The organism is Vibrio sp. 10N.222.54.A3 (assembly GCF_041474095.1).
Taxonomy (GTDB): domain Bacteria; phylum Pseudomonadota; class Gammaproteobacteria; order Enterobacterales; family Vibrionaceae; genus Vibrio; species Vibrio crassostreae_C.
On record NZ_JBFRTN010000026.1, the window covers coordinates 42212 to 60559 of the forward strand.

General features: G+C 44.6%; 17 protein-coding genes and 1 other annotated feature. Of the genes, 8 read left to right on the plus strand and 9 right to left on the minus strand.

Annotated features, from left to right (window positions below):
* Positions 1-38: 38 nt before the first annotated feature.
* Positions 39-926 carry a LysR substrate-binding domain-containing protein gene (locus tag AB4507_RS08165; RefSeq protein ID WP_372182505.1) on the minus strand — a complete coding sequence of 296 codons (888 nt, stop codon included), beginning with the start codon at positions 924-926 and terminating at the stop codon, positions 39-41.
* Between the two features lie 182 nt (positions 927-1108).
* On the opposite strand from AB4507_RS08165, the gene hisC reads away from it, so the two are divergent.
* The 5 genes from hisC to AB4507_RS08190 all read left to right on the plus strand — a co-directional run bounded on the left by hisC (position 1109) and on the right by AB4507_RS08190 (position 6451).
* Positions 1109-2251, plus strand: a complete 1143-nt coding sequence (gene hisC / locus AB4507_RS08170) for a histidinol-phosphate transaminase (protein WP_372182507.1) — start codon at positions 1109-1111, stop codon at positions 2249-2251.
* Between the two features lie 10 nt (positions 2252-2261).
* Positions 2262-3035, plus strand: coding sequence for an ABC transporter substrate-binding protein (locus AB4507_RS08175; protein ID WP_029235360.1), 774 nt, complete (start codon positions 2262-2264; stop codon positions 3033-3035).
* Between the two features lie 580 nt (positions 3036-3615).
* Positions 3616-4575, plus strand: a complete 960-nt coding sequence (locus AB4507_RS08180; RefSeq protein ID WP_017063537.1) for a TRAP transporter substrate-binding protein — start codon at positions 3616-3618, stop codon at positions 4573-4575.
* Positions 4576-4642: 67 nt separating this feature from the next.
* Positions 4643-5122: a TRAP transporter small permease gene (locus AB4507_RS08185; protein WP_004736522.1), complete on the plus strand. Its 480-nt coding sequence runs from the start codon at positions 4643-4645 to the stop codon at positions 5120-5122.
* 21 nt (positions 5123-5143) lie between these two features.
* Positions 5144-6451, plus strand: a complete 1308-nt coding sequence (locus tag AB4507_RS08190; RefSeq protein ID WP_017083908.1) for a TRAP transporter large permease — start codon at positions 5144-5146, stop codon at positions 6449-6451.
* 102 nt (positions 6452-6553) lie between these two features.
* Here the strand turns inward: AB4507_RS08190 and AB4507_RS08195 are convergent, their stop codons facing one another.
* From AB4507_RS08195 to AB4507_RS08230, 8 genes are all read right to left on the minus strand, one after another.
* A complete protein-coding gene (locus AB4507_RS08195; RefSeq protein WP_321163247.1) occupies positions 6554-7873 on the minus strand; it encodes a dicarboxylate/amino acid:cation symporter in 1320 nt (439 codons plus the stop codon).
* 310 nt (positions 7874-8183) lie between these two features.
* Entirely contained in the window at positions 8184-8990 is an 807-nt protein-coding gene (gene trpA / locus AB4507_RS08200; protein ID WP_372148956.1) for a tryptophan synthase subunit alpha, read from the minus strand.
* Complete coding sequence (gene trpB, locus AB4507_RS08205) at positions 8990-10180, minus strand: tryptophan synthase subunit beta (RefSeq protein ID WP_372182508.1); 1191 nt, start codon at positions 10178-10180, stop codon at positions 8990-8992. Before trpB ends, trpA begins: the two co-directional genes overlap by 1 nt.
* A 131-nt stretch (positions 10181-10311) precedes the next feature.
* On the minus strand, positions 10312-11751 hold the full coding sequence (trpCF, locus tag AB4507_RS08210; RefSeq protein ID WP_017063542.1) for a bifunctional indole-3-glycerol-phosphate synthase TrpC/phosphoribosylanthranilate isomerase TrpF: 1440 nt from the start codon (positions 11749-11751) through the stop codon (positions 10312-10314).
* A 25-nt stretch (positions 11752-11776) separates the two neighbouring features.
* Complete coding sequence (gene trpD, locus AB4507_RS08215; protein ID WP_017063543.1) at positions 11777-12772, minus strand: anthranilate phosphoribosyltransferase; 996 nt, start codon at positions 12770-12772, stop codon at positions 11777-11779.
* Between the two features lie 9 nt (positions 12773-12781).
* On the minus strand, positions 12782-13372 hold the full coding sequence (locus AB4507_RS08220; RefSeq protein WP_010438041.1) for an aminodeoxychorismate/anthranilate synthase component II: 591 nt from the start codon (positions 13370-13372) through the stop codon (positions 12782-12784).
* A gap of 2 nt (positions 13373-13374) precedes the next feature.
* Entirely contained in the window at positions 13375-14964 is a 1590-nt protein-coding gene (locus tag AB4507_RS08225; protein ID WP_372148954.1) for an anthranilate synthase component 1, read from the minus strand.
* Positions 14965-15089: 125 nt separating this feature from the next.
* Positions 15090-15204 (minus strand) — a sequence feature (Trp leader region).
* Entirely contained in the window at positions 15151-15276 is a 126-nt protein-coding gene (locus AB4507_RS08230) for a trp operon leader peptide (RefSeq protein ID WP_009848753.1), read from the minus strand. (Overlaps the previous feature by 54 nt.)
* Before the next feature lie 120 nt (positions 15277-15396).
* Between AB4507_RS08230 and rnm the strand changes: the two genes are divergently transcribed.
* The 3 genes from rnm to rluB all read left to right on the plus strand — a co-directional run bounded on the left by rnm (position 15397) and on the right by rluB (position 18128).
* Positions 15397-16251: an RNase RNM gene (rnm, locus tag AB4507_RS08235; RefSeq protein ID WP_017063546.1), complete on the plus strand. Its 855-nt coding sequence runs from the start codon at positions 15397-15399 to the stop codon at positions 16249-16251.
* Between the two features lie 62 nt (positions 16252-16313).
* Positions 16314-16934 carry an L-threonylcarbamoyladenylate synthase gene (locus AB4507_RS08240; RefSeq protein WP_009848751.1) on the plus strand — a complete coding sequence of 207 codons (621 nt, stop codon included), beginning with the start codon at positions 16314-16316 and terminating at the stop codon, positions 16932-16934.
* 159 nt (positions 16935-17093) lie between these two features.
* On the plus strand, positions 17094-18128 hold the full coding sequence (gene rluB, locus AB4507_RS08245; RefSeq protein WP_017055112.1) for a 23S rRNA pseudouridine(2605) synthase RluB: 1035 nt from the start codon (positions 17094-17096) through the stop codon (positions 18126-18128).
* Positions 18129-18348 lie beyond the last annotated feature (220 nt).

Sequence of the window (18348 nt, forward strand, 5' to 3'; positions counted from 1 at the left end):
CTGCCGCTTATAAAGAGGCCTACCAACAATGATTGCCGCTAATCGACGAGCCAATCAACAAGCGTAGATAAGGATGTATTTTGTCGATTCTTGGGTTGCAGCAAGAAGTAACCATTTCCAGAGAAAACACTGCCTTCACTCACTTTTACCAATCTACCTAAATCAATATCTTGCTTGGCCAGTGTGATGTCGCCTATGGCAATGCCAAACCCTTGAATGGCGGCGTTCATAGCTTGATCGAGTGTCGCGAATTGTTGGTTGTTCTTGCTTGAAAGGTCGTGGCTGCCTATGTGCTCTAACCAAAGTCGCCAATCACTTTGCTCATTGTTGGCGTGTAGCCAAGTGTATTGGGCAAGCTTGTGTGGCTTGATGATGGTCGATGCGTCGTCGACAAGATGGCTCTGTGTAATGCTTTGTGCTTGGCAAACGGGCGCTAGCTGCTCGTTAAACAATAATTGGCTGATAATCGATTGTTGGTTTGGCTTCTTACCATAGGTAATTACGGCGTCAAACGGATCAAAGCTTGGTTCGAAGACGTGCTTGATGGTCGACGTCAGTTCGACATCAATTTCAGGATAGGCTTGCTGAAAAGACATCAACTTAGGTAGTAGCCAAGAGGTAATACAGCTCGGTGCGTTGAGTTTGATCTTAGACGGAGAGCTAGCCACTTGATTTAGAGCCGATTGCAGCTGATGAATCGTTCCTTGTATCAGGGGAACCAGTTCTTCTCCTTTCGGCGTTAAAGACAATCCGCGAGCATGGCGATAGAAGAGATCACAGCCAAGGCTTTCTTCAAACGACAATACCTGACGACTCACTGCACCTTGCGTAACATTGAGCTCATGTGCCGCGCGTGTAAAGTTGAGGTGCCTTGCCGTAGACAAAAACGCGAGCAAGGTTTTAGTTGAAGGCAACGTGTTATTCATGTCTATACCTATGAATTTTAATCATGGCTATTATGTAATTATTTCGATTCATTTATCAATAGTGTTCTGTTTGAATGCAAATACTTACTCATCATTTGTGATTCAATATGTGTATAACGCATCTATTTTGAATATGAAGGCAAGTGGTGAAGACATTGTGATTGAGTGGAAGGGATAGTTCTTTGACATCATTTATTGACAACTTAGTGCCTCAGGCTGTAAAAAAATTAATACCTTATCAATCGGCAAGAAGAATTGGTGGTGACGGACGTGTTTGGTTAAATGCCAACGAGTTGGAAAGCGCTTTGTTTCAAAACGAGACTAGTTATAACCGTTATCCAGATTTTTTTCCGCAAGATATTGCCAAGGCTTACCAAGCTTATTGTGGAACTGATGCCGAGACCTTAGCCGTTCGAGGAGCAGATGAAGCGATTGATTTGCTGATCAGAACATTCTGTAAACCGGCGTGCGACAACATACTTATCTGCTCTCCAACGTATGCGATGTATGAGTTTTGCGCTGATGCATTGGCGATTAATACCTTGGACTCTCCATTGCAGGAAGACTTTAGCCTGAACGTCGCTGATATTGTGAATAAGGCAAAACTGGCGAATATCGTGTTTCTTTGCTCACCAAACAATCCAACGGGCAATGTGATTCCTAAATCGGATTTGATTCAGGTATTGGAAGGCACGATTGGGAAGTCGCTAGTGGTCGTCGATGAAGCGTATATCGAATTTGAACCACAAACGTCAGCCGTTAGTCTTATTGAACGCTATCCACATTTGGTTGTGATTCGCACCTTGTCTAAGGCATTTGGACTGGCTGCGGTTCGTTGTGGTTTTATCTTAGCGAGTCAAAATGTGATGCAGTATGTCGCGAAGCTGATTCCACCGTATCCGATGCCAGATTGCTCATCTCAAATCGTGCTAGACGCTTTGTCCGATGAACGAGTCTCAGTGATGCAAGACGCGACGCAAAAGCTGGTTGAACTACGTAACTGGTTTGCTTGTGAGCTAACGCGGTTTGATTTCATCGAGTCTGTTTACCCTTCATCGACAAACTTCATTTTGCTGCGTCAAAAAGCAGGGCACCAAGTGTTCAGTGTCTTGGCGAAGGACGGCATTGTGACAAGGAACCAAAACCATGAACCGGCTTTGCGTAACTGTGTTCGAATCAGTATTGGTAGCCAAGAGAGCATGCTAGAAGTGATAACGTCACTAACACGTTACCAAACCGAATTAGAACAGAGTCAACAAGGCAAACAAATTCAACAAGCTCAACATAAAGAAATTCAATCTCAACTCGATAAAGATCATATCTAGGATGGCAATGATGAAAAAGATAATACTAGGACTCGCTTGTGCGGCCGCTTTACTTGGTACAACGGTACAGGCGAAAGAAATCCGTTTAGCGTCGGACTTTACGTATCCGCCATTCAACTATAAAAACAGCGACGGTGTGCCTGTCGGGTTTGATATTGAGATAGCTGATGCTTTGTGTGAGCAAGCTAAACTCGATTGTACTTGGGTTTCACAAAGCTGGGATTCGCTAATTCCAAGTTTGTTGGCAAGAAAGTCGGATGTGATCATGGCTTCGATGCGCATTACCGAAGAGCGTAAGCGTAAAATCTTATTTACTGACAAGTACTACCAAACACCAGCCGTATTTGTTGCTGCTAAAAGCGCAGAATTCAGCGTTGATGAGGCAGGCTTAGCGGGTAAAACCATCGGTGTTCAGCAAGGTACGATTCACGATCGCTACGTAACCGACAAGTTTGGTAGTGTTGCCAACATTAAGCGTTACACAGGGCAAGATGAAGTGTATCTGGATCTGCAAAACGGTCGCTTAGATCTAACCTTCGGCAACTCAGATCAACTGTCATTGGCTTTCTTAGATAAGAAAGAAGGCGAGGGTTTTGAGTTCAAAGGCAAAGCCGTTACCGACAAAGCCTACATCGGTGAGGGTACGGCGTTAGCATTAAGAAAGCAGGATTCAAAATTGGCGAAACAATTCAATGCTGCGATTGAAGAGATCAGAGCAAACGGTACTTACGACAAGATCGCCGCTAAGTACTTCACGTTTGATATCTATGGCGCTGATTTGTAATTCGTTTAACGCCTAAAAATTAGAACACCAAAAACAAAAATCCGAGGGCTGTAAGGCTCTCGGATTTTTGTTACAAACAATTCATCCTCTCAAGCTTCTCTCTATTGCCTTTATCTATTCTTGTTACCTAAATCCAACCGAAAACCTTGCCTTCATCACCTCACAAAGCACTGTTCACGACTCGCGTTTTCGAGCGAGGAGACCTTCTTTGTCGTGCTCCATAACTGAATTTAATGTCTTAAAATAACATAAATAGATCGATACTCTTTTACTAAGAGATTGTTCTTAAAGCAGTTGAAAGTAATCGAAATTACAAAAAAATCCAAAGTAGAACTGATTAATGGTCTAATTAGTCCCAAATATGATTGGTATCACAATCAATTAGGTTCTCAGGCCAATAGATAAACCTTAGTTCACAAAATATACATATAGTATTGTAATACAAAATTCATAGGGTAAGAATATTGTAATGAAACGTTACTGCTATGAGCGATGTGCAATTGAACGTTAGATTTCAAACTTAGCTATAGCGTTGCATATAAAAACTGTACCTCTTACAAAATGGATTCTGGAGAAGAACATGAAAAAACACCTACTGACGATTGCAGCGGCTTCAATTCTTATGGCATTTGGCGCTCAAGCAAAAACTTTGACGTTAGGGCATGCAATGTCATTAGAAAGCGCAGCTCACCAAGGCATGGTGATCATGGCTGATAAAGTTAAAGAAAAATCGAATGGTGAACTTACGATTAAGATCTTTCCAAACGGTCAATTAGGCTCTGAACGTGACCAAGCGGAGCAAGTTGTTACTGGCGCGATTGATATGGCCAAAATCAATGGTGGGTTAGCCGAATCTTTTGAACCAACGTTTAAGGTTAATGCACTGCCTTTCTTATTCCGTGACGTTCCACATATGAGAACCTTCATGCGAAGTGAAGCTGCACAAGAGATGCTGCTTTCAAGCGAAGGTAAAGGCTTCATCGGTCTTACATTCTATGACTCAGGCACACGTAGCTTCTACGCTAAAAAAGCCATTAACTCACCGGCTGATCTCGCTGGTATGAAAGTTCGAGTTCCGGGTTCTCCAACCATGATGGAAATGGTTAACCTATTAGGTGGTAAAGCAACGCCTGTACCTTTCAATGAGGTATACACGGCGCTGCAACAAGGCGTAATTGACGGTGCTGAAAATAATATTTCTAGCTTAGTTGAAATGAAACACAGCGAAGTTGCCAAATTTTACTCTATGGACCAGCACATGATGACACCTGACGTGATCATCATTTCAGAATACAAATGGGGTTCATTAACGGCAGAAGAGCAAAAGATCTTAAAAGAAGCTGCTGCTGAGTCTCTTGAAGAGCAGATCAAAATCTGGGATGCAACAGATGACATGAACAAAGAGAAAGGAATGAAAGAAGGTGTCACGTTTGTTGAAGTTGATAAAGCCCCTTTCCGTGCAGCTGTTAAACCTATGATTGATGAGGCGAAAAAAGATCCAAAACTAGCTCCATTCATTGAAAAAATTGAAGCTCTTTAATCAGTCTTAGTGAAAATATAATTTTGCCTTGGCTTTGCTAAGGCAAAATTTTTTGAGGTATCACACCATGTTAGCAACTTTCAGAAACCTACTTGATAGGCTGATTCTTTTTGTCTCTTCTTTTGCACTAATGTTACTTGTCGTTACTGTCACTTGGCAGGTCTTTAGTCGTTATGTTTTGAATGATCCAAGTAACTGGACTGATGAACTTGCTCGTTATGCGATGGTATGGCTTGGCTTATTAGGAGCAAGCTACTTATTCGGTATCAAAGGACACTTAGCAATAACGTTATTGGATGGTTATCTTAAGGGTAAAGCACATATCGCATTACATGTACTCATCAATATCATTTCTGGCGCATTTGTATTTCTAGCAATGCTTCAAGGTGGCATCGCCCTAATGGGAAGAACCACACAACAACTCTCTCCAGCACTGCAATTACCGATGTCGACGGTGTATTCAATATTGCCGATTTCAGCCGTTATTATCCTCATTTATTTGGTCATGAATACGTTTGATCTTTTTTGTGAACCCAACAAAAAATAAGTTTTAAAAGGACTCTATATTATGGATTTGTCCATTGGTGTTTGGCTGCTAGGCCTATTCTTATTCATGATCGCGATAAGCATGCCGATTGCGATTGCAATTGCCATGTCATCTTTAACCATCATGTATTTCATCTTACCGTTTGAAGTCGCCAGTATTACTGCGGGTCAAAAAATCATTACCGGTATTGATAGTTTCAGTTTATTAGCCATCCCTTTCTTTATCCTCGCGGGGAATATAATGAATGTAGGTGGCATCGCGAGTCGACTCATCAACCTTGCAAAGCTCTTGGTTGGTTGGATTCCGGGCTCACTTTTTCACGTCAACATCTTCGCCAATATGATGTTTGGCGCGGTTTCAGGATCAGCCGTTGCAGCAGCGGCTGCGGTTGGTAAAACCTTAGGTCCTGAATTAGAAAAAGATGGTTATGATAAAAACTTAGCAACAGCAGTAAACGTTGCATCCTGCCCAGCAGGCTTACTAATACCGCCGAGTAATTCACTGATCGTATTTTCAGTAGTATCGGGCGGAACATCCGTTGCGGCGTTGTTTATCGCAGGTTATGTCCCAGGTATTCTAATGGGCTTAAGTTGTATGGTCGTCGCCTATTTCATCGCTAAAAAGAAAGGCTATAAAACAAGTGCCAATGACGGCTTCACAGCGAAAGATGTGCTGAATATTGTTTGGCAAGCAACGCCCAGCTTAGGGCTTATTGTAGTGGTTATTGGCGGTATTATTGGTGGTGTTTTCACTGCAACAGAAGGGGCATGTATAGCGGTTCTTTACTCTTTTATACTGTCACTCTGTTACCGAACCCTCAAATGGGCACACTTCCCGATAATTTGTAGAGAAACCGTTCAGGTCACTGGCATTATGCTGTTTTTGATTGGTGCTTCTACCATCATGTCATGGGCTATGGCGTTTACCGGTCTACCAACCATGATCAGCGATTGGATGCTCTCTATTTCAGACAATCCAATTATCATCTTTATTCTGATGAACCTGATTCTACTGATTGTGGGTATGTTTATGGACCTTACGCCAGCCGTATTGATCTTTACCCCTATCTTTATGCCGATTGCTGAGCATTTAGGCATGCATCCAATTCACTTCGCGATGATGATTATCTTCAACTTATGTATTGGCATTGCAACGCCACCCGTTGGTACGGCGCTATTTGTGGGTTGTAGTGTCAGTGGCTCTAAGATTGAAAACGTTATAAGAAGTATCATGCCGTTTTGTGCCGTATTGATCGTCACACTGTTGGCCATTACTTTTATTCCTGAAATTAGTTTGGCTCTGCCTCGTGCGTTTGGACTCATCAATTAGCCTGACAAGGGTAAGATTTACCGAATCAATATCGATCATTACCTAATAAAAAAACCGCCTCATGAAGGCGGTTTTATTTATCAATCAAACTGAAGCTTAATATTACGCTTGCTGTTTTTGTAGCTCAGCTTCTTTCGCTTCGTCTTCGATTAGAGAATCAACGATGACTGCACATGCAGCATCACCAGTGATGTTTAGAGCAGTACGAATCATGTCGAAGATACGGTCTAAAGCGAACAACAGAGGTAGACCTTCGATAGGGATACCAGCTGCTAGAAGAACCGCAACCACTAGGAAAGAAGGACCTGGCACACCCGCTTGACCAACTGCGCCAAGCGTAGACGTTACGATGATAGCAACGTAAGCACCCATAGACAGGTCGATGTTGAACAGCTGTGCGAAGAAGATAGCAACTAGGCCATAGTAAATTGCGTTACCAGACATGTTGATCGTCGCACCAAGTGGCAGAACGAATGAAGCCGTAGAGTTACGAACGCCAAGTTCTTTCTCTACCGTTTCCATTGTTACTGGCAGTGTCGCCATTGAAGATGCTGTTGATAGTGCAACCGCTTGAGGCTTCTTCATTGCCACTAGGAACTTCTTAGCAGAAGTCTTAGTGAAGATTTGAATCATTAGCGGGTAAGCAACAAAGCCGAAGATCAGAATCGCAGCGATGTAGACAACGAACAGTTTGAACACAACCATAAGTGCGCCAAAGCCGAATGTACCCACAGCTTCTGCCATTAGGCCGAATACGCCTAGTGGTGCAATGATCATAACCTTGTTGATCATCCAAACCATAGCGTCAACAATCGCGTTTACGCCATTGATGATAGGGTCACGTTTCTCTTTCGCTTGTTTAGAAATCGCAATACCGAAGAATAAGCAGAAAACTAGAATTTGCAGAATGTTTGCTTCATTCAGTGATTGGAAAACGTTGGTCGGGATCATGCCTGTGATGGTTGCCCAGAACGTTGGAAGTTCACCTTTCGCAGCGTATTCAGAAGAGAACATGCCTTCAACGCCAGAAACATCGATACCACGACCTGGTTCGAATATTTCACCCATTACTAGCGCTAGTGCTACAGCAAGTGCAGACGTTAGTGCAAAGTAACCTAGAGTGGTCACGCCCACTTTACCTGCTGATGAGCTGTTGCCTAGACCAGCAGCACCTGAAATTAGGGCAACCGCGACTAGAGGGATAACCAGCATCTTGATCAAATTGATGAAGATAGCACCCAGTGGAGCGAACATAGTTGCGCTGTCACCCATCATCGCACCGACTAGGGTACCGATGATCATTGCAATAACGACTTGAACGCCGATGTTGCTTAGTAAACTCTTTTCTTTTAACACTTCCATAACCTCTGTGCTACTAAATATAAAAATCCCAGAACTACTCACCAATGTACGATGTACCATTGGATTAATATTTCGCGAGAAGTTTTACACGTATCCTTTACATTTATCAATATGAGCAGAGATGAAAGAACACCAAAAAGCAGTAATCAAATGTCATTTGATGATTTTTTACGCTAAAGCAAACGATTGCTTTTTGATTTATCATTATTTTTATAAATGGTAGTGATATTTGGGTGGGGTATTATAGATGTGCTACAGGTTTGTATGAGGTGTTGTTTTTATCAGAAATTTAACAATTGAGAGGGTTTGGACGTGTTCTCGGAGAAAAACTCCCACAGCGCAAATTATCGCACTAGTGGGAGCCTATTTATTATTTTTGCGTTGCCGCTTTCATTGGTGTAACAAACTCAGCAAGTGCTTTAAGCATTGCTTCTGGTTGTTCAACGTTGTTTTCAATGATTTTCACAACTGCTGAGCCAGAGATAGCACCAGCAGCGCCAGCTACAATTGCTTCTTTCACTTGTTCAGGAGCCGAGATACCGAAACCAAGCAGTGCTGGTGGCGCATCAAACTTGTTCAAACGATCAAGTAGGGCAGTCACAGGCATGTTTGCTTTGGTTTCTGCACCCGTTACGCCAGCACGAGAAAGTAGGTAAGTGTAACCACCACCTAGCTCAGAAACCGATTGAAGCGTCTCATCACTTGCTGTTGGTGGAGCAATAAAGATTGGGTGAACGCCAAACTTCTTAGCTGCAGCAACAAACTCGCCACTCTCGTTGGTTGGTACATCAGCAATCAATACTGAATCGATACCTGCATTCGCACAACGCTTGTAGAAGTTCTCGATACCACGTGCGTACACCAAGTTTGCGTACATCAGTAGGCCGATTGGCAGATCTGGGTATTTAGCACGAATTTGACCAATAAGATCAAAACACACATCTGGCGTTACTTTTGAATCTAACGCACGAATGTTTGCACCTTGGATTGTCGGGCCATCTGCAAGCGGATCTGAGAATGGAATACCAAGTTCAAGTGCATCAGCACCCGCTTCAACGAGTGTTTCCATGATCTTAAGAGACTGCTGAGGGTTAGGATCGCCAACCGTTACGAATGGTACAAATGCGCCCTGATTCTTTTCAGCTAAGCGAGTGAAGAGTGATTGATAGCGATCCATTATAATGCTCCTTTCTCTTTAAGAATGTCGTGTACAGAGAAGATGTCTTTATCACCACGACCAGATAGATTAACCACTAATAGCTGTTCTTTCTCTGGGTCATCGTGAGCCATTTTAACAGCATGAGCCAAAGCATGAGATGACTCTAGCGCTGCGATAATACCTTCTTTACGTGCAATCAATTGGAACGCTTCTAGCGCTTCGTCGTCGGTCACGTTGTCGTATTCAGCACGGCCAATAGCATTTAGGTGCGCGTGTTGAGGACCAACTGATGGGAAGTCTAGACCCGCAGATACAGAGTAAGACTCTTCTACTTGGCCGTTCTCATCTTGCATCAGTGGCGCTTTCATGCCGAAGAAGATACCGGTTTTACCGTGCTTAAGCGGCGCGCCGTGTTGGTCGGTATCAATACCTTTACCAGCCGGCTCTACACCGATTAGGCGAACAGTTTCTTCTTCAATGAAATCCGCAAACATACCGATAGCGTTCGAACCACCGCCGACACAAGCGATAACCGCATCAGGAAGGCGACCTTCATGAGCTAGAATTTGGTTCTTCGTTTCTTCACCAATCATGCGTTGGAAATCACGAACAATCGTTGGGAATGGGTGAGGGCCCGCTGCAGTACCCAATAGGTAATGCGCGTCTTCATAAGTTGCAGACCAGTCACGTAGCGCTTCGTTACACGCATCTTTTAGCGTTGAAGAGCCAGAATGAACAGGGATAACCTCTGCGCCCATTAGCTTCATACGGAACACGTTCGGGCTTTGACGTTCAACGTCTTTTGCACCCATGTAAACACGACACTTAAGACCTAGTAGAGCACACGCTAGAGCCGTTGCCACACCGTGTTGGCCTGCGCCAGTTTCAGCGATGATTTCCTGCTTACCCATACGTTTTGCTAGCAATGCTTGACCAAGAACTTGGTTTGTCTTGTGAGCACCGCCGTGAAGTAGATCTTCACGCTTTAGGTACAGTTTTGTTTTTGTACCTTTTGTTAGGTTGCGTGCTAGCGTTAGTGCCGTTGGACGACCAGCGTACTCTTGAAGAAGCGTCATGAATTCGCTGCGGAACTCAGGATCGGCTTGTGCATCGATAAATGCTTGTTCAAGTTGGTCTAGTGCTGGCACTAGGATCTGCGGTACGTATTGACCACCGTATTCACCAAAGTAGGCATCGAGTTTAGCCATTGTGTTATTCCTTCAATTCTACTGATGTGTATTCACACCAAGTCATTTAATCTTGTTTGAGCTTCGCAAAAGGCAAAGCTCACAAATATGTTTTTAGTTTCTGCTTTCTAATTTCTAGCGCCGAGCTTGGACTAGTAATTACGAATCGCAGCAAAAGCACGTTGCAGTTTGTCTGCGTCTTTTTTGCCTGGAGCAGATTCAACACCAGAGTTTAGGTCTAATCCTAAGCAACCCAACTTAGCCGCTTGGTTAGCATTTTCTGGGGTTAGACCACCCGCCAACATGATTGCGCTTTGGTTGTTGATTAGGTTCCAATCGAACACTTGGCCTGTGCCACCAGTTTGAGAACCCACTTTAGTATCTAGCAGGTGACGAGTCACGTTGCTTTCCAGTAATTCTGGTAGCGAGCTCTCAGCATCGGGAGAAACACCGTAAGCTTTCCAAATCTCAACGCTTTCAGGTAGTGATTGTTTTAGCTCATCGACAAACGCTTGAGACTCATCACCGTGCAATTGCACAGCGAACAGGCCTAGCTCAGAAACCGTTTTCGCAACGTCAGTAACGCTGTGGTTTTGGAACACACCCACGTAGTTCAAAGGTGCGCCGCTCATAGTCAAACGAGCCGCTTCGATATCCACATGACGCTTAGATGCTTCAACGAATATCAGACCACCGAATACCGCACCAGCTTGATAAGCCTTTGCTGCATCGTCAGAGTGAGTTAAACCACACACCTTGTTTTCACCCAGTGTTACTTTGCGTACCGCAAGCTCGAGGTTCTTCTCTGCCATTAGAGAGCTACCGATTAGGAAGCCATCTGCAAACGTTGAAAGGTCACGAACTTGTTGATGTGTGTAGATGCCAGACTCTGAAATCACAACTGCGTTTGGAGCCAGTTCGCGAATCAGCGGCGCCAACTCTTTAGTACGGTTCAAATCAGTCGAAAGGTCACGAAGATTACGGTTGTTAATGCCGATCACCTTAGCGTTTAGAGCGACTGCACGGTGAAGCTCTTCTTCGTTGCTGACTTCGGTCAATACACCCATGTTGAGTGAGTGAGCGACTTCCGCCAGCGCTTTGTACTCTTCGTCATCTAATACCGATAGCATTAACAAGATAGCATCAGCTGAGTAATGACGAGCTAGATACACTTGGTAGGTATCAACCATGAAGTCTTTACACAGGATAGGCTGCTTAGCAATGCTGCGAACTTTAGGTAAAAACTCAAAGTCACCTTGGAAGTACTTCTCGTCTGTCAGCACAGAAATCGCGTTTGCGTGGTTGTTGTAAACAGAAGCAATGTAGTCGAGGTCAAACTCGTCACGGATTAAACCTTTTGACGGAGAGGCCTTTTTACATTCAGTGATGAAAACCGTTTGTTCTCCGCTCAGAGCGTCATAAAAGCTGCGGTCTGTTGCAGTTAGTGACGCTTTAAACTCGTCTAATGGTTGAGTCTGCTTACGTGCTTCAACCCATTGGTATTTATCACGAACGATTTTTGCTAATACTTCCGCCATTTCAGCTTCTTTGACTGAAACGTGGGTCGACAGTTTATCGGTAGTCTGTGTCATGTTCTTTGTCTCGATTCGTCGTTCGTTAGGCGTGTGCAGCAAGCTTTTGTACAAGCTCGTATGCTTTGCCAGAGTTCATCGCGTCAATTGCTTGCTGTGCGTTGGCTTTTAGGTCTTCGTGACCAAACAGACGCATCAATAGAGCAACGTTGACTGCCACTGCGCCAACTTGACCATCAGTGCCTTTACCCGTCAGGATATCGGTTGTGATGGCTTTGTTCTCTTCTGGCTCGCCGCCCTTGATTGCTTCAAGAGGGTGAGTGTTCAAACCAAAGTCTGCTGGTGTCACTGTGTATTCGTGAATTGTGCCATCTTTGATTTCAGCAACCATGGTTTCGCCGTGAATCGCTACTTCATCAAGGCCGCTACCGTGAACAACCGCCGCGCGCTTCATGCCCATTTGCAGCATGGTTTCTGCGATAGGGCGTACCAGCTCTTTGCTGTAAACACCCATTAGCTCGATGTTAGGGCGAGCAGGGTTAATCAGTGGGCCAAGAATATTGAAGATAGTGCGCGTTTTCATTGTTTGACGAACCGGCATCGCGTGACGTACACCAACGTGATATTGCGGAGCAAATAGGAATGCTACGCCAAGTTCATCAACAGCCGTACGTGTGTCTTCAGCTGTCATCGCTAGGTTGATACCGAACGAATCCAGTAGGTCAGAAGAGCCTGATTTGCTCGATACGCTGCGGTTACCGTGCTTCGCGACTTTTAAGCCACACGCTGCGGCAACAAATGCAGAAGTCGTCGAGATATTGATGGTGTTGTGACCGTCGCCACCTGTACCTACGATGTCTGCGAAATCGTAATCAGGGCGCGGGAACGGGTTTGCATTCGCAAGTAGTGCTTTTGCTGCGCCTGCAATTTCATCGGGCGTTTCGCCTTTGATTTTCAGTGCAGTTAGCGCAGAAGCCATCAAGATTGGGTCTAGTTCACCCTTGATGATCACATCAAATAACTGTTGGCTTTCTTCTTGAGTAAGAGACTGCTGTTCGTAAAGTTTATTAATCTGTTCCATGATCGTTTCCTATATCGTCTTTTTCTCAAGAGCCCATTCGATAGCGTTTGCTAGAAGCGTTGCACCGTAGGTCGTCATAATTGATTCAGGGTGGAATTGGAATCCACACACCTTGTCTTGTTCTTGAACCACAGACATCACCAAATCATCTACTTCAGCGGTCACCGTTAGGCTATCAGATACATGCGTTGCCACTAAAGAGTGGTAGCGAGCGATAGCCAATGGCGAAGGTAAGCCTTGGTAAGTCGCATGGTTTTGGTGTTCCATCATCGACACCTTACCATGAATGATTTCGCCAGCGCCTGCAACGGTGCCGCCATAGGCTTCAACAATCGCTTGGTGGCCTAAGCAAATACCAATCATTGGCACTTTACCTTTTAGAAGCTGAATCAGCTCTGGCATACAGCCCGCATCTGCTGGAGCGCCAGGGCCTGGTGAAAGCAGTGCAACAGGGTTGTCTAGTTCGTTGATCGCCGCTTCAACTACTTTTGCAGGAATGTTGTTACGGTAAATTTTTACGCTGTGACCTAATGAACGAAATTGGTCTACAAGGTTGTAAGTGAACGAGTCGAAGTTATCGATGAATACAATATCAGCCATGATTACGACTCCTTCTTATTTGTTAGGTTCTTAGTATGAGCTGCTTGAATCGCTGAGATAACCGCTTGTGCCTTGCCGCGAGTTTCATCGGCTTCTGCTTGTGGGTCTGAATCGAATACCACACCAGCGCCAGCTTGTACTTGTGCTACGCCATCTTCAACGTAAGCAGAGCGAATTACGATACAAGTATCTAGAGTCCCTTCACCGGTTAGATAACCGACTGCACCACCGTAGCTACCACGACGCGTTTTTTCTACGTCACGAATAAGCTGCATTGCGCGGATTTTTGGTGCGCCCGTTAGCGTGCCCATGTTCATACAAGCTTGGTAAGCGTGCAGAGCATCTAAGTCTTCACGGAGCTGACCAACAACACGAGAAACCAAGTGCATTACATGGCTGTAGCGGTCTACTTTCAGTAAGTCTGCTACGTGGCGAGTGCCAGCTTCGGCAATACGTGCCACATCGTTACGCGCTAGGTCAACTAGCATCATGTGCTCGGCGTTTTCTTTCTTGTCGGTACGCAGTTCAAGCTCGATACGGCTGTCTAGGTCGAAATCGATTTGACCGTCAGGGCGCTTACCACGACGACGAGTACCAGCAATCGGGTAGATCTCGATTTGGTTGGTTTCTGTCTCGTATTTCAGCGCGCTTTCTGGAGATGCACCGAACAGAGTAAACAGCTCGTCTTGCATGTAGAACATGTAAGGGCTTGGGTTGCTTTGTTTGAGTTCTTTATAAGCCGCCAGTGGGGCAGGGCAAGGTAGAGTGAAGCGGCGTGAAGGTACCACTTGGAATACATCGCCTTTAACTACGTACTCTTTTAAATCACGAACCGTTTGGCAGAAGTCTTCATCTGAAACGCTAGGTACAGCTTCAACGTTGTCTAACGGCGTTACTTCAGTGATGGCTTTCAGGGACTGACACTGAGTTTGAATGTCGGCTAGACGGTCAGTTAATTGCACTTTGATGTTGTCATCTTGAGCAAATAAGCTCGCGTGAAGTAGGCCTTCGTTCTCTTGGTGATCGAAACGCAATAGTGTTTCAGCTACGTAGAATACAAAGTCAGGACAATTGTTGGTTGCTTCAGCATCACCTAGTGGCTCAAAGTTTGCCACGATGTCGTAAGCGAATAAGCCCGCCATGAATAATGCGTGTTTGTTATCCGCGTCTTGCTCAAAGCTGTGCTGAACCAAACGCAGTGCATCGAATGAAGAGGCTTCTCTTAAACGTGAGTCTTCGTCTAATTCGTTGCTTGGTTCGATAAAAGTCAGCGTCAAAACGTTATCAGTAAGGTCAGATTTAATTTCTGCTTTCACGTTTTGAGTGAGATGTTCGATAAGCGCTTGACCGTTTTCAGTCAATGCTTGAAAGGTTACTTCATGTCCGCGACATACGATGCGAACAGCAGAGTCGATAAGGAGTAGGCTTGTCAGGTTCTGTTTAGATTCAATCTCGGCAGATTCCAACAAAAGACTATCAGTTTTGTTTTCACACAAAGTATGAAAAACGCTGGTTGGATCTTGCGAGTAAGGAACTGAGGAATTGATGACCTCAATGGTTCCCAGCTTTTTGATTTCAATGGCCTTGTTCACAAGACCTCCTTTATGATTCTTTAAATTTCCTGCCGTACATAGTCGCATAAAGATACCTTTCACCCAATCTAGAATATGGTCAATTCGATGATTTGTTAGTCAGTTGAATGTGAGATGTTCGACAAATTAAAAAGCCCGCTATTAAAGCGGGCTTAGTGATAACTTTTTTATAAACAAACTGTTTAACTAGAAGTACACGTTAGCCCACCAAGAACTTGTCCAAGTGCGCCACCAATTAAGCTCTGAACTTGCTTCTACTGAAGAAAGTTCTAAAACTTTATCTTTATGGTTTTGGTTAAATTCTTGTAACATGGTGAACCTATCAAATGTGATACTTCGTATTTGTGTACTAGTTAACTAGTTTTATGCTTGCGGGTCAAGTGTGTTGACACAAATATAACGATAAAAATTGAAAACAATGAAAAAGAATATATGAGAATTGATCTACATAGTCATACAACAGCCTCAGATGGCCGACTTACTCCACCTGAGCTAATTGACCGAGCGCTTGGCTTTAACATCGAAGCGCTAGCGATTACAGATCATGACACGACTGATGGGCTTGCTGAAGCACGCAACTATATTGCTGATAACAATCTTCCTATTCAGCTGATCAACGGCATTGAGATTTCGACTGTTTGGCAAAACAAAGATATCCATATTGTTGGGTTAAACGTTGATCCTGAGTCACCAGAACTCAAAGCGCTCATTGAACAACAGAAGCAACACCGTATTGGGCGTGCTGAGATGATCGCTCACCGTCTTGAGAAAGCGACTCGTGAAGGGGTGTTAGAAGAAGTTAAATTGATTGCGGGTGATGCACCAATCACTCGCGCTCACTTTGCTAAGTGGCTAGTCGACAATGGCTATGCGAAAACTATGCAGCAGGTGTTTAAAAAGTTTCTTACTCGTAATAACCCAGGTTATGTGCCGCCAACTTGGTGTTCAATGAGTGATGCTGTCACGGCTATTCATGCTGCTGGTGGACAAGCCGTACTCGCTCACCCTGGGCGATATGGACTTACAGCCAAGTGGGTTAAGCGCCTGCTAGCGGCATTTGTTGAAGCGAAAGGGGATGCGATGGAAGTAGCTCAACCTCAGCAAGCGCAACAAGAAAGACGCACACTCGCGGATTATGCTATACAATACAAACTATTAGCCTCCCAAGGCAGTGATTTCCATTACCCATCTCCGTGGATGGAACTTGGACGCAATCTCTGGCTACCTTCTGGGGTCGAAGAAGTATGGAAAGATTGGGAGTTTCAAACGGTTTCACCATCTGAATAGTCTTTAGGTGAGCCAGCTCCTTCTGATGATAGAGTCGAGAGATTCGATAACGAGGATCAACAATGAGCCAGTTTTTTTATGTACACCCAGATAACCCACAAGCACGCTTAATTACTCAAGCGGTTGCGATTATTCGCAATGGCGGCGTTGTGGTTTATCCAACAGATTCCGGTTATGCGCTGGGCTGTCAGCTTGAAAACAAACAAGCACTTGAACGTATCTGTAAAATTCGTCGCATCGATGACAAGCACAATTTCACCTTGTTATGTCGTGATCTTTCTGAATTATCACTGTATGCACGCGTCGATAACGTGGCTTTCCGTCTACTGAAAGCACATACACCAGGTGCTTACACGTTTATCTTTAAAGCAACCAAAGAAGTGCCAAAGCGTTTGATGAACGCCAAGCGTAAAACGATTGGTATTCGTGTCCCAGACAACAAGATTGCACTCGACCTTTTGGAAGCGATGGGTGAACCATTAATGTCGACGTCTCTGATTCTGCCGGGTAACGAGACTACGGAGTCGGATCCAGAAGAAATTCGTGACAGCCTAGAACATGCGGTTGATGTCATTTTGAATGGCGGTTACTTAGGTGAGCAACCGACGACGGTTATTGACTTCAGTGACGATGATGCCGTGGTTCTACGTCGTGGTGCTGGCGATCCTGCGCCGTTTGAATAATCGCTTTACTGATTAACAGTCTGTAACGATACAGCAAACCTGCCACAGTAAATAACAAGTGCTTTTTGGCAGGTTATTTGCGATAATACGCGACCGCGATTTGGTCGCGAAAAATTCATTCGACGTCTGTGAAGACGACAATTAGGTAGAAAAGAGTAAATGAGCGAAAAATTACAGAAGGTTTTAGCGCGAGCTGGTCACGGTTCTCGTCGTGAACTAGAAGGTTTAATCAAATCTGGTCGTGTAAGTGTTAACGGTCAAGTTGCGAAACTGGGCGAGCGTCTTGAAGACGAGAACTCAGTGATCCGTATCGATGGCCATACTGTTTCAGGCAAGGCTTCTGAAGAAGTGGTTTGTCGTGTACTTGCTTACTACAAACCTGAAGGTGAGCTTTGTACTCGTCACGATCCTGAAGGCCGCCGTACTGTTTTCGATCGTCTACCTAAGATCCGTGGTTCTCGTTGGATTTCAGTTGGTCGTCTTGATGCAAACACATCAGGCCTTTTGCTTTTCACTACTGATGGTGAGCTTGCAAACCGTCTAATGCACCCAAGCCGTCAGGTTGAACGTGAGTACCTAGTACGTGTATTCGGTGAAGTGACTGAGCAAAAAGTTAAAAACGTTACTCGTGGTGTACAACTAGAAGACGGCATGGCTCGTTTTGAAGATGTTGTTTACGCTGGTGGTGAAGGTATGAACCATACTTTCTACGTAGCGATTAACGAAGGTCGTAACCGTGAAGTTCGTCGTCTTTGGGAATCTCAAGAAACGACAGTAAGCCGCCTGAAACGTGTACGTTACGGTGATATCTACCTTGATAAGAAACTGCCTCGTGGCGGTTGGAAAGAGCTAGATCTTCAAGAAGTTAACTACCTGCGTGAGCTTGTTGAGCTTAAGCCTGAGAAAGAGACACTGTTGGATCTTGATCCTTCAAACACTTCTCGTAAGCGTGAGCGTTCTCGTAGCCAAAAAATTCGTCGTGCTGTTAAACGTCACGAAGAGCGTGCAAACGCACCAAAAGGCCGTAGCAACCAAACTAAGCGTAAGAAGCCTGCAACTCGCGGTACTACAACACCTGATTCAGGTCGTAGCGCTCCAGCTGCAAACAAAGGCAAACCTCAGGCTAACAAAAGTAAGCCTAAACTGAACAACGGTCGTCCGGCTAAACCAGCTAAGCCAAGAACACGTCAGTAATTACGTAATTTCTTACGCGTAAAGCTTCATTAGCTGAAAGCACTGAATACTAAAAAACCTGCTCATTGAGCAGGTTTTTTTACGTCTGGAGAAATAGCAGATGCGGGATGCGAGTAACCGAGTATCGAAAACATGCTGCCATAAGTGACAGTAAGCGAGCTTTTCGCATCTCTTATCTCGTGTAGGCGCATCTATAATCTGCTCGTATCTCGTATCTCGT

Excerpts from the sequence above, each read along its gene's own strand:
- AB4507_RS08165 (WP_372182505.1), bottom strand. The coding sequence starts at position 926 with ATGAATAACACGTTGCCTTCAACTAAAACCTTGCTCGCGTTTTTGTCT.
- AB4507_RS08175 (WP_029235360.1), top strand. The coding sequence starts at position 2,262 with ATGAAAAAGATAATACTAGGACTCGCTTGTGCGGCCGCTTTACTTGGT.
- AB4507_RS08180 (WP_017063537.1), top strand. The coding sequence starts at position 3,616 with ATGAAAAAACACCTACTGACGATTGCAGCGGCTTCAATTCTTATGGCA.
- AB4507_RS08185 (WP_004736522.1), top strand. The coding sequence starts at position 4,643 with ATGTTAGCAACTTTCAGAAACCTACTTGATAGGCTGATTCTTTTTGTC.
- AB4507_RS08190 (WP_017083908.1), top strand. The coding sequence starts at position 5,144 with ATGGATTTGTCCATTGGTGTTTGGCTGCTAGGCCTATTCTTATTCATG.
- AB4507_RS08195 (WP_321163247.1), bottom strand. The coding sequence starts at position 7,873 with ATGGTACATCGTACATTGGTGAGTAGTTCTGGGATTTTTATATTTAGT.
- trpA (WP_372148956.1), bottom strand. The coding sequence starts at position 8,990 with ATGGATCGCTATCAATCACTCTTCACTCGCTTAGCTGAAAAGAATCAG.
- trpB (WP_372182508.1), bottom strand. The coding sequence starts at position 10,180 with ATGGCTAAACTCGATGCCTACTTTGGTGAATACGGTGGTCAATACGTA.
- trpCF (WP_017063542.1), bottom strand. The coding sequence starts at position 11,751 with ATGACACAGACTACCGATAAACTGTCGACCCACGTTTCAGTCAAAGAA.
- trpD (WP_017063543.1), bottom strand. The coding sequence starts at position 12,772 with ATGGAACAGATTAATAAACTTTACGAACAGCAGTCTCTTACTCAAGAA.
- AB4507_RS08220 (WP_010438041.1), bottom strand. The coding sequence starts at position 13,372 with ATGGCTGATATTGTATTCATCGATAACTTCGACTCGTTCACTTACAAC.
- AB4507_RS08230 (WP_009848753.1), bottom strand. The coding sequence starts at position 15,276 with ATGTTACAAGAATTTAACCAAAACCATAAAGATAAAGTTTTAGAACTT.
- rnm (WP_017063546.1), top strand. The coding sequence starts at position 15,397 with ATGAGAATTGATCTACATAGTCATACAACAGCCTCAGATGGCCGACTT.
- AB4507_RS08240 (WP_009848751.1), top strand. The coding sequence starts at position 16,314 with ATGAGCCAGTTTTTTTATGTACACCCAGATAACCCACAAGCACGCTTA.
- rluB (WP_017055112.1), top strand. The coding sequence starts at position 17,094 with ATGAGCGAAAAATTACAGAAGGTTTTAGCGCGAGCTGGTCACGGTTCT.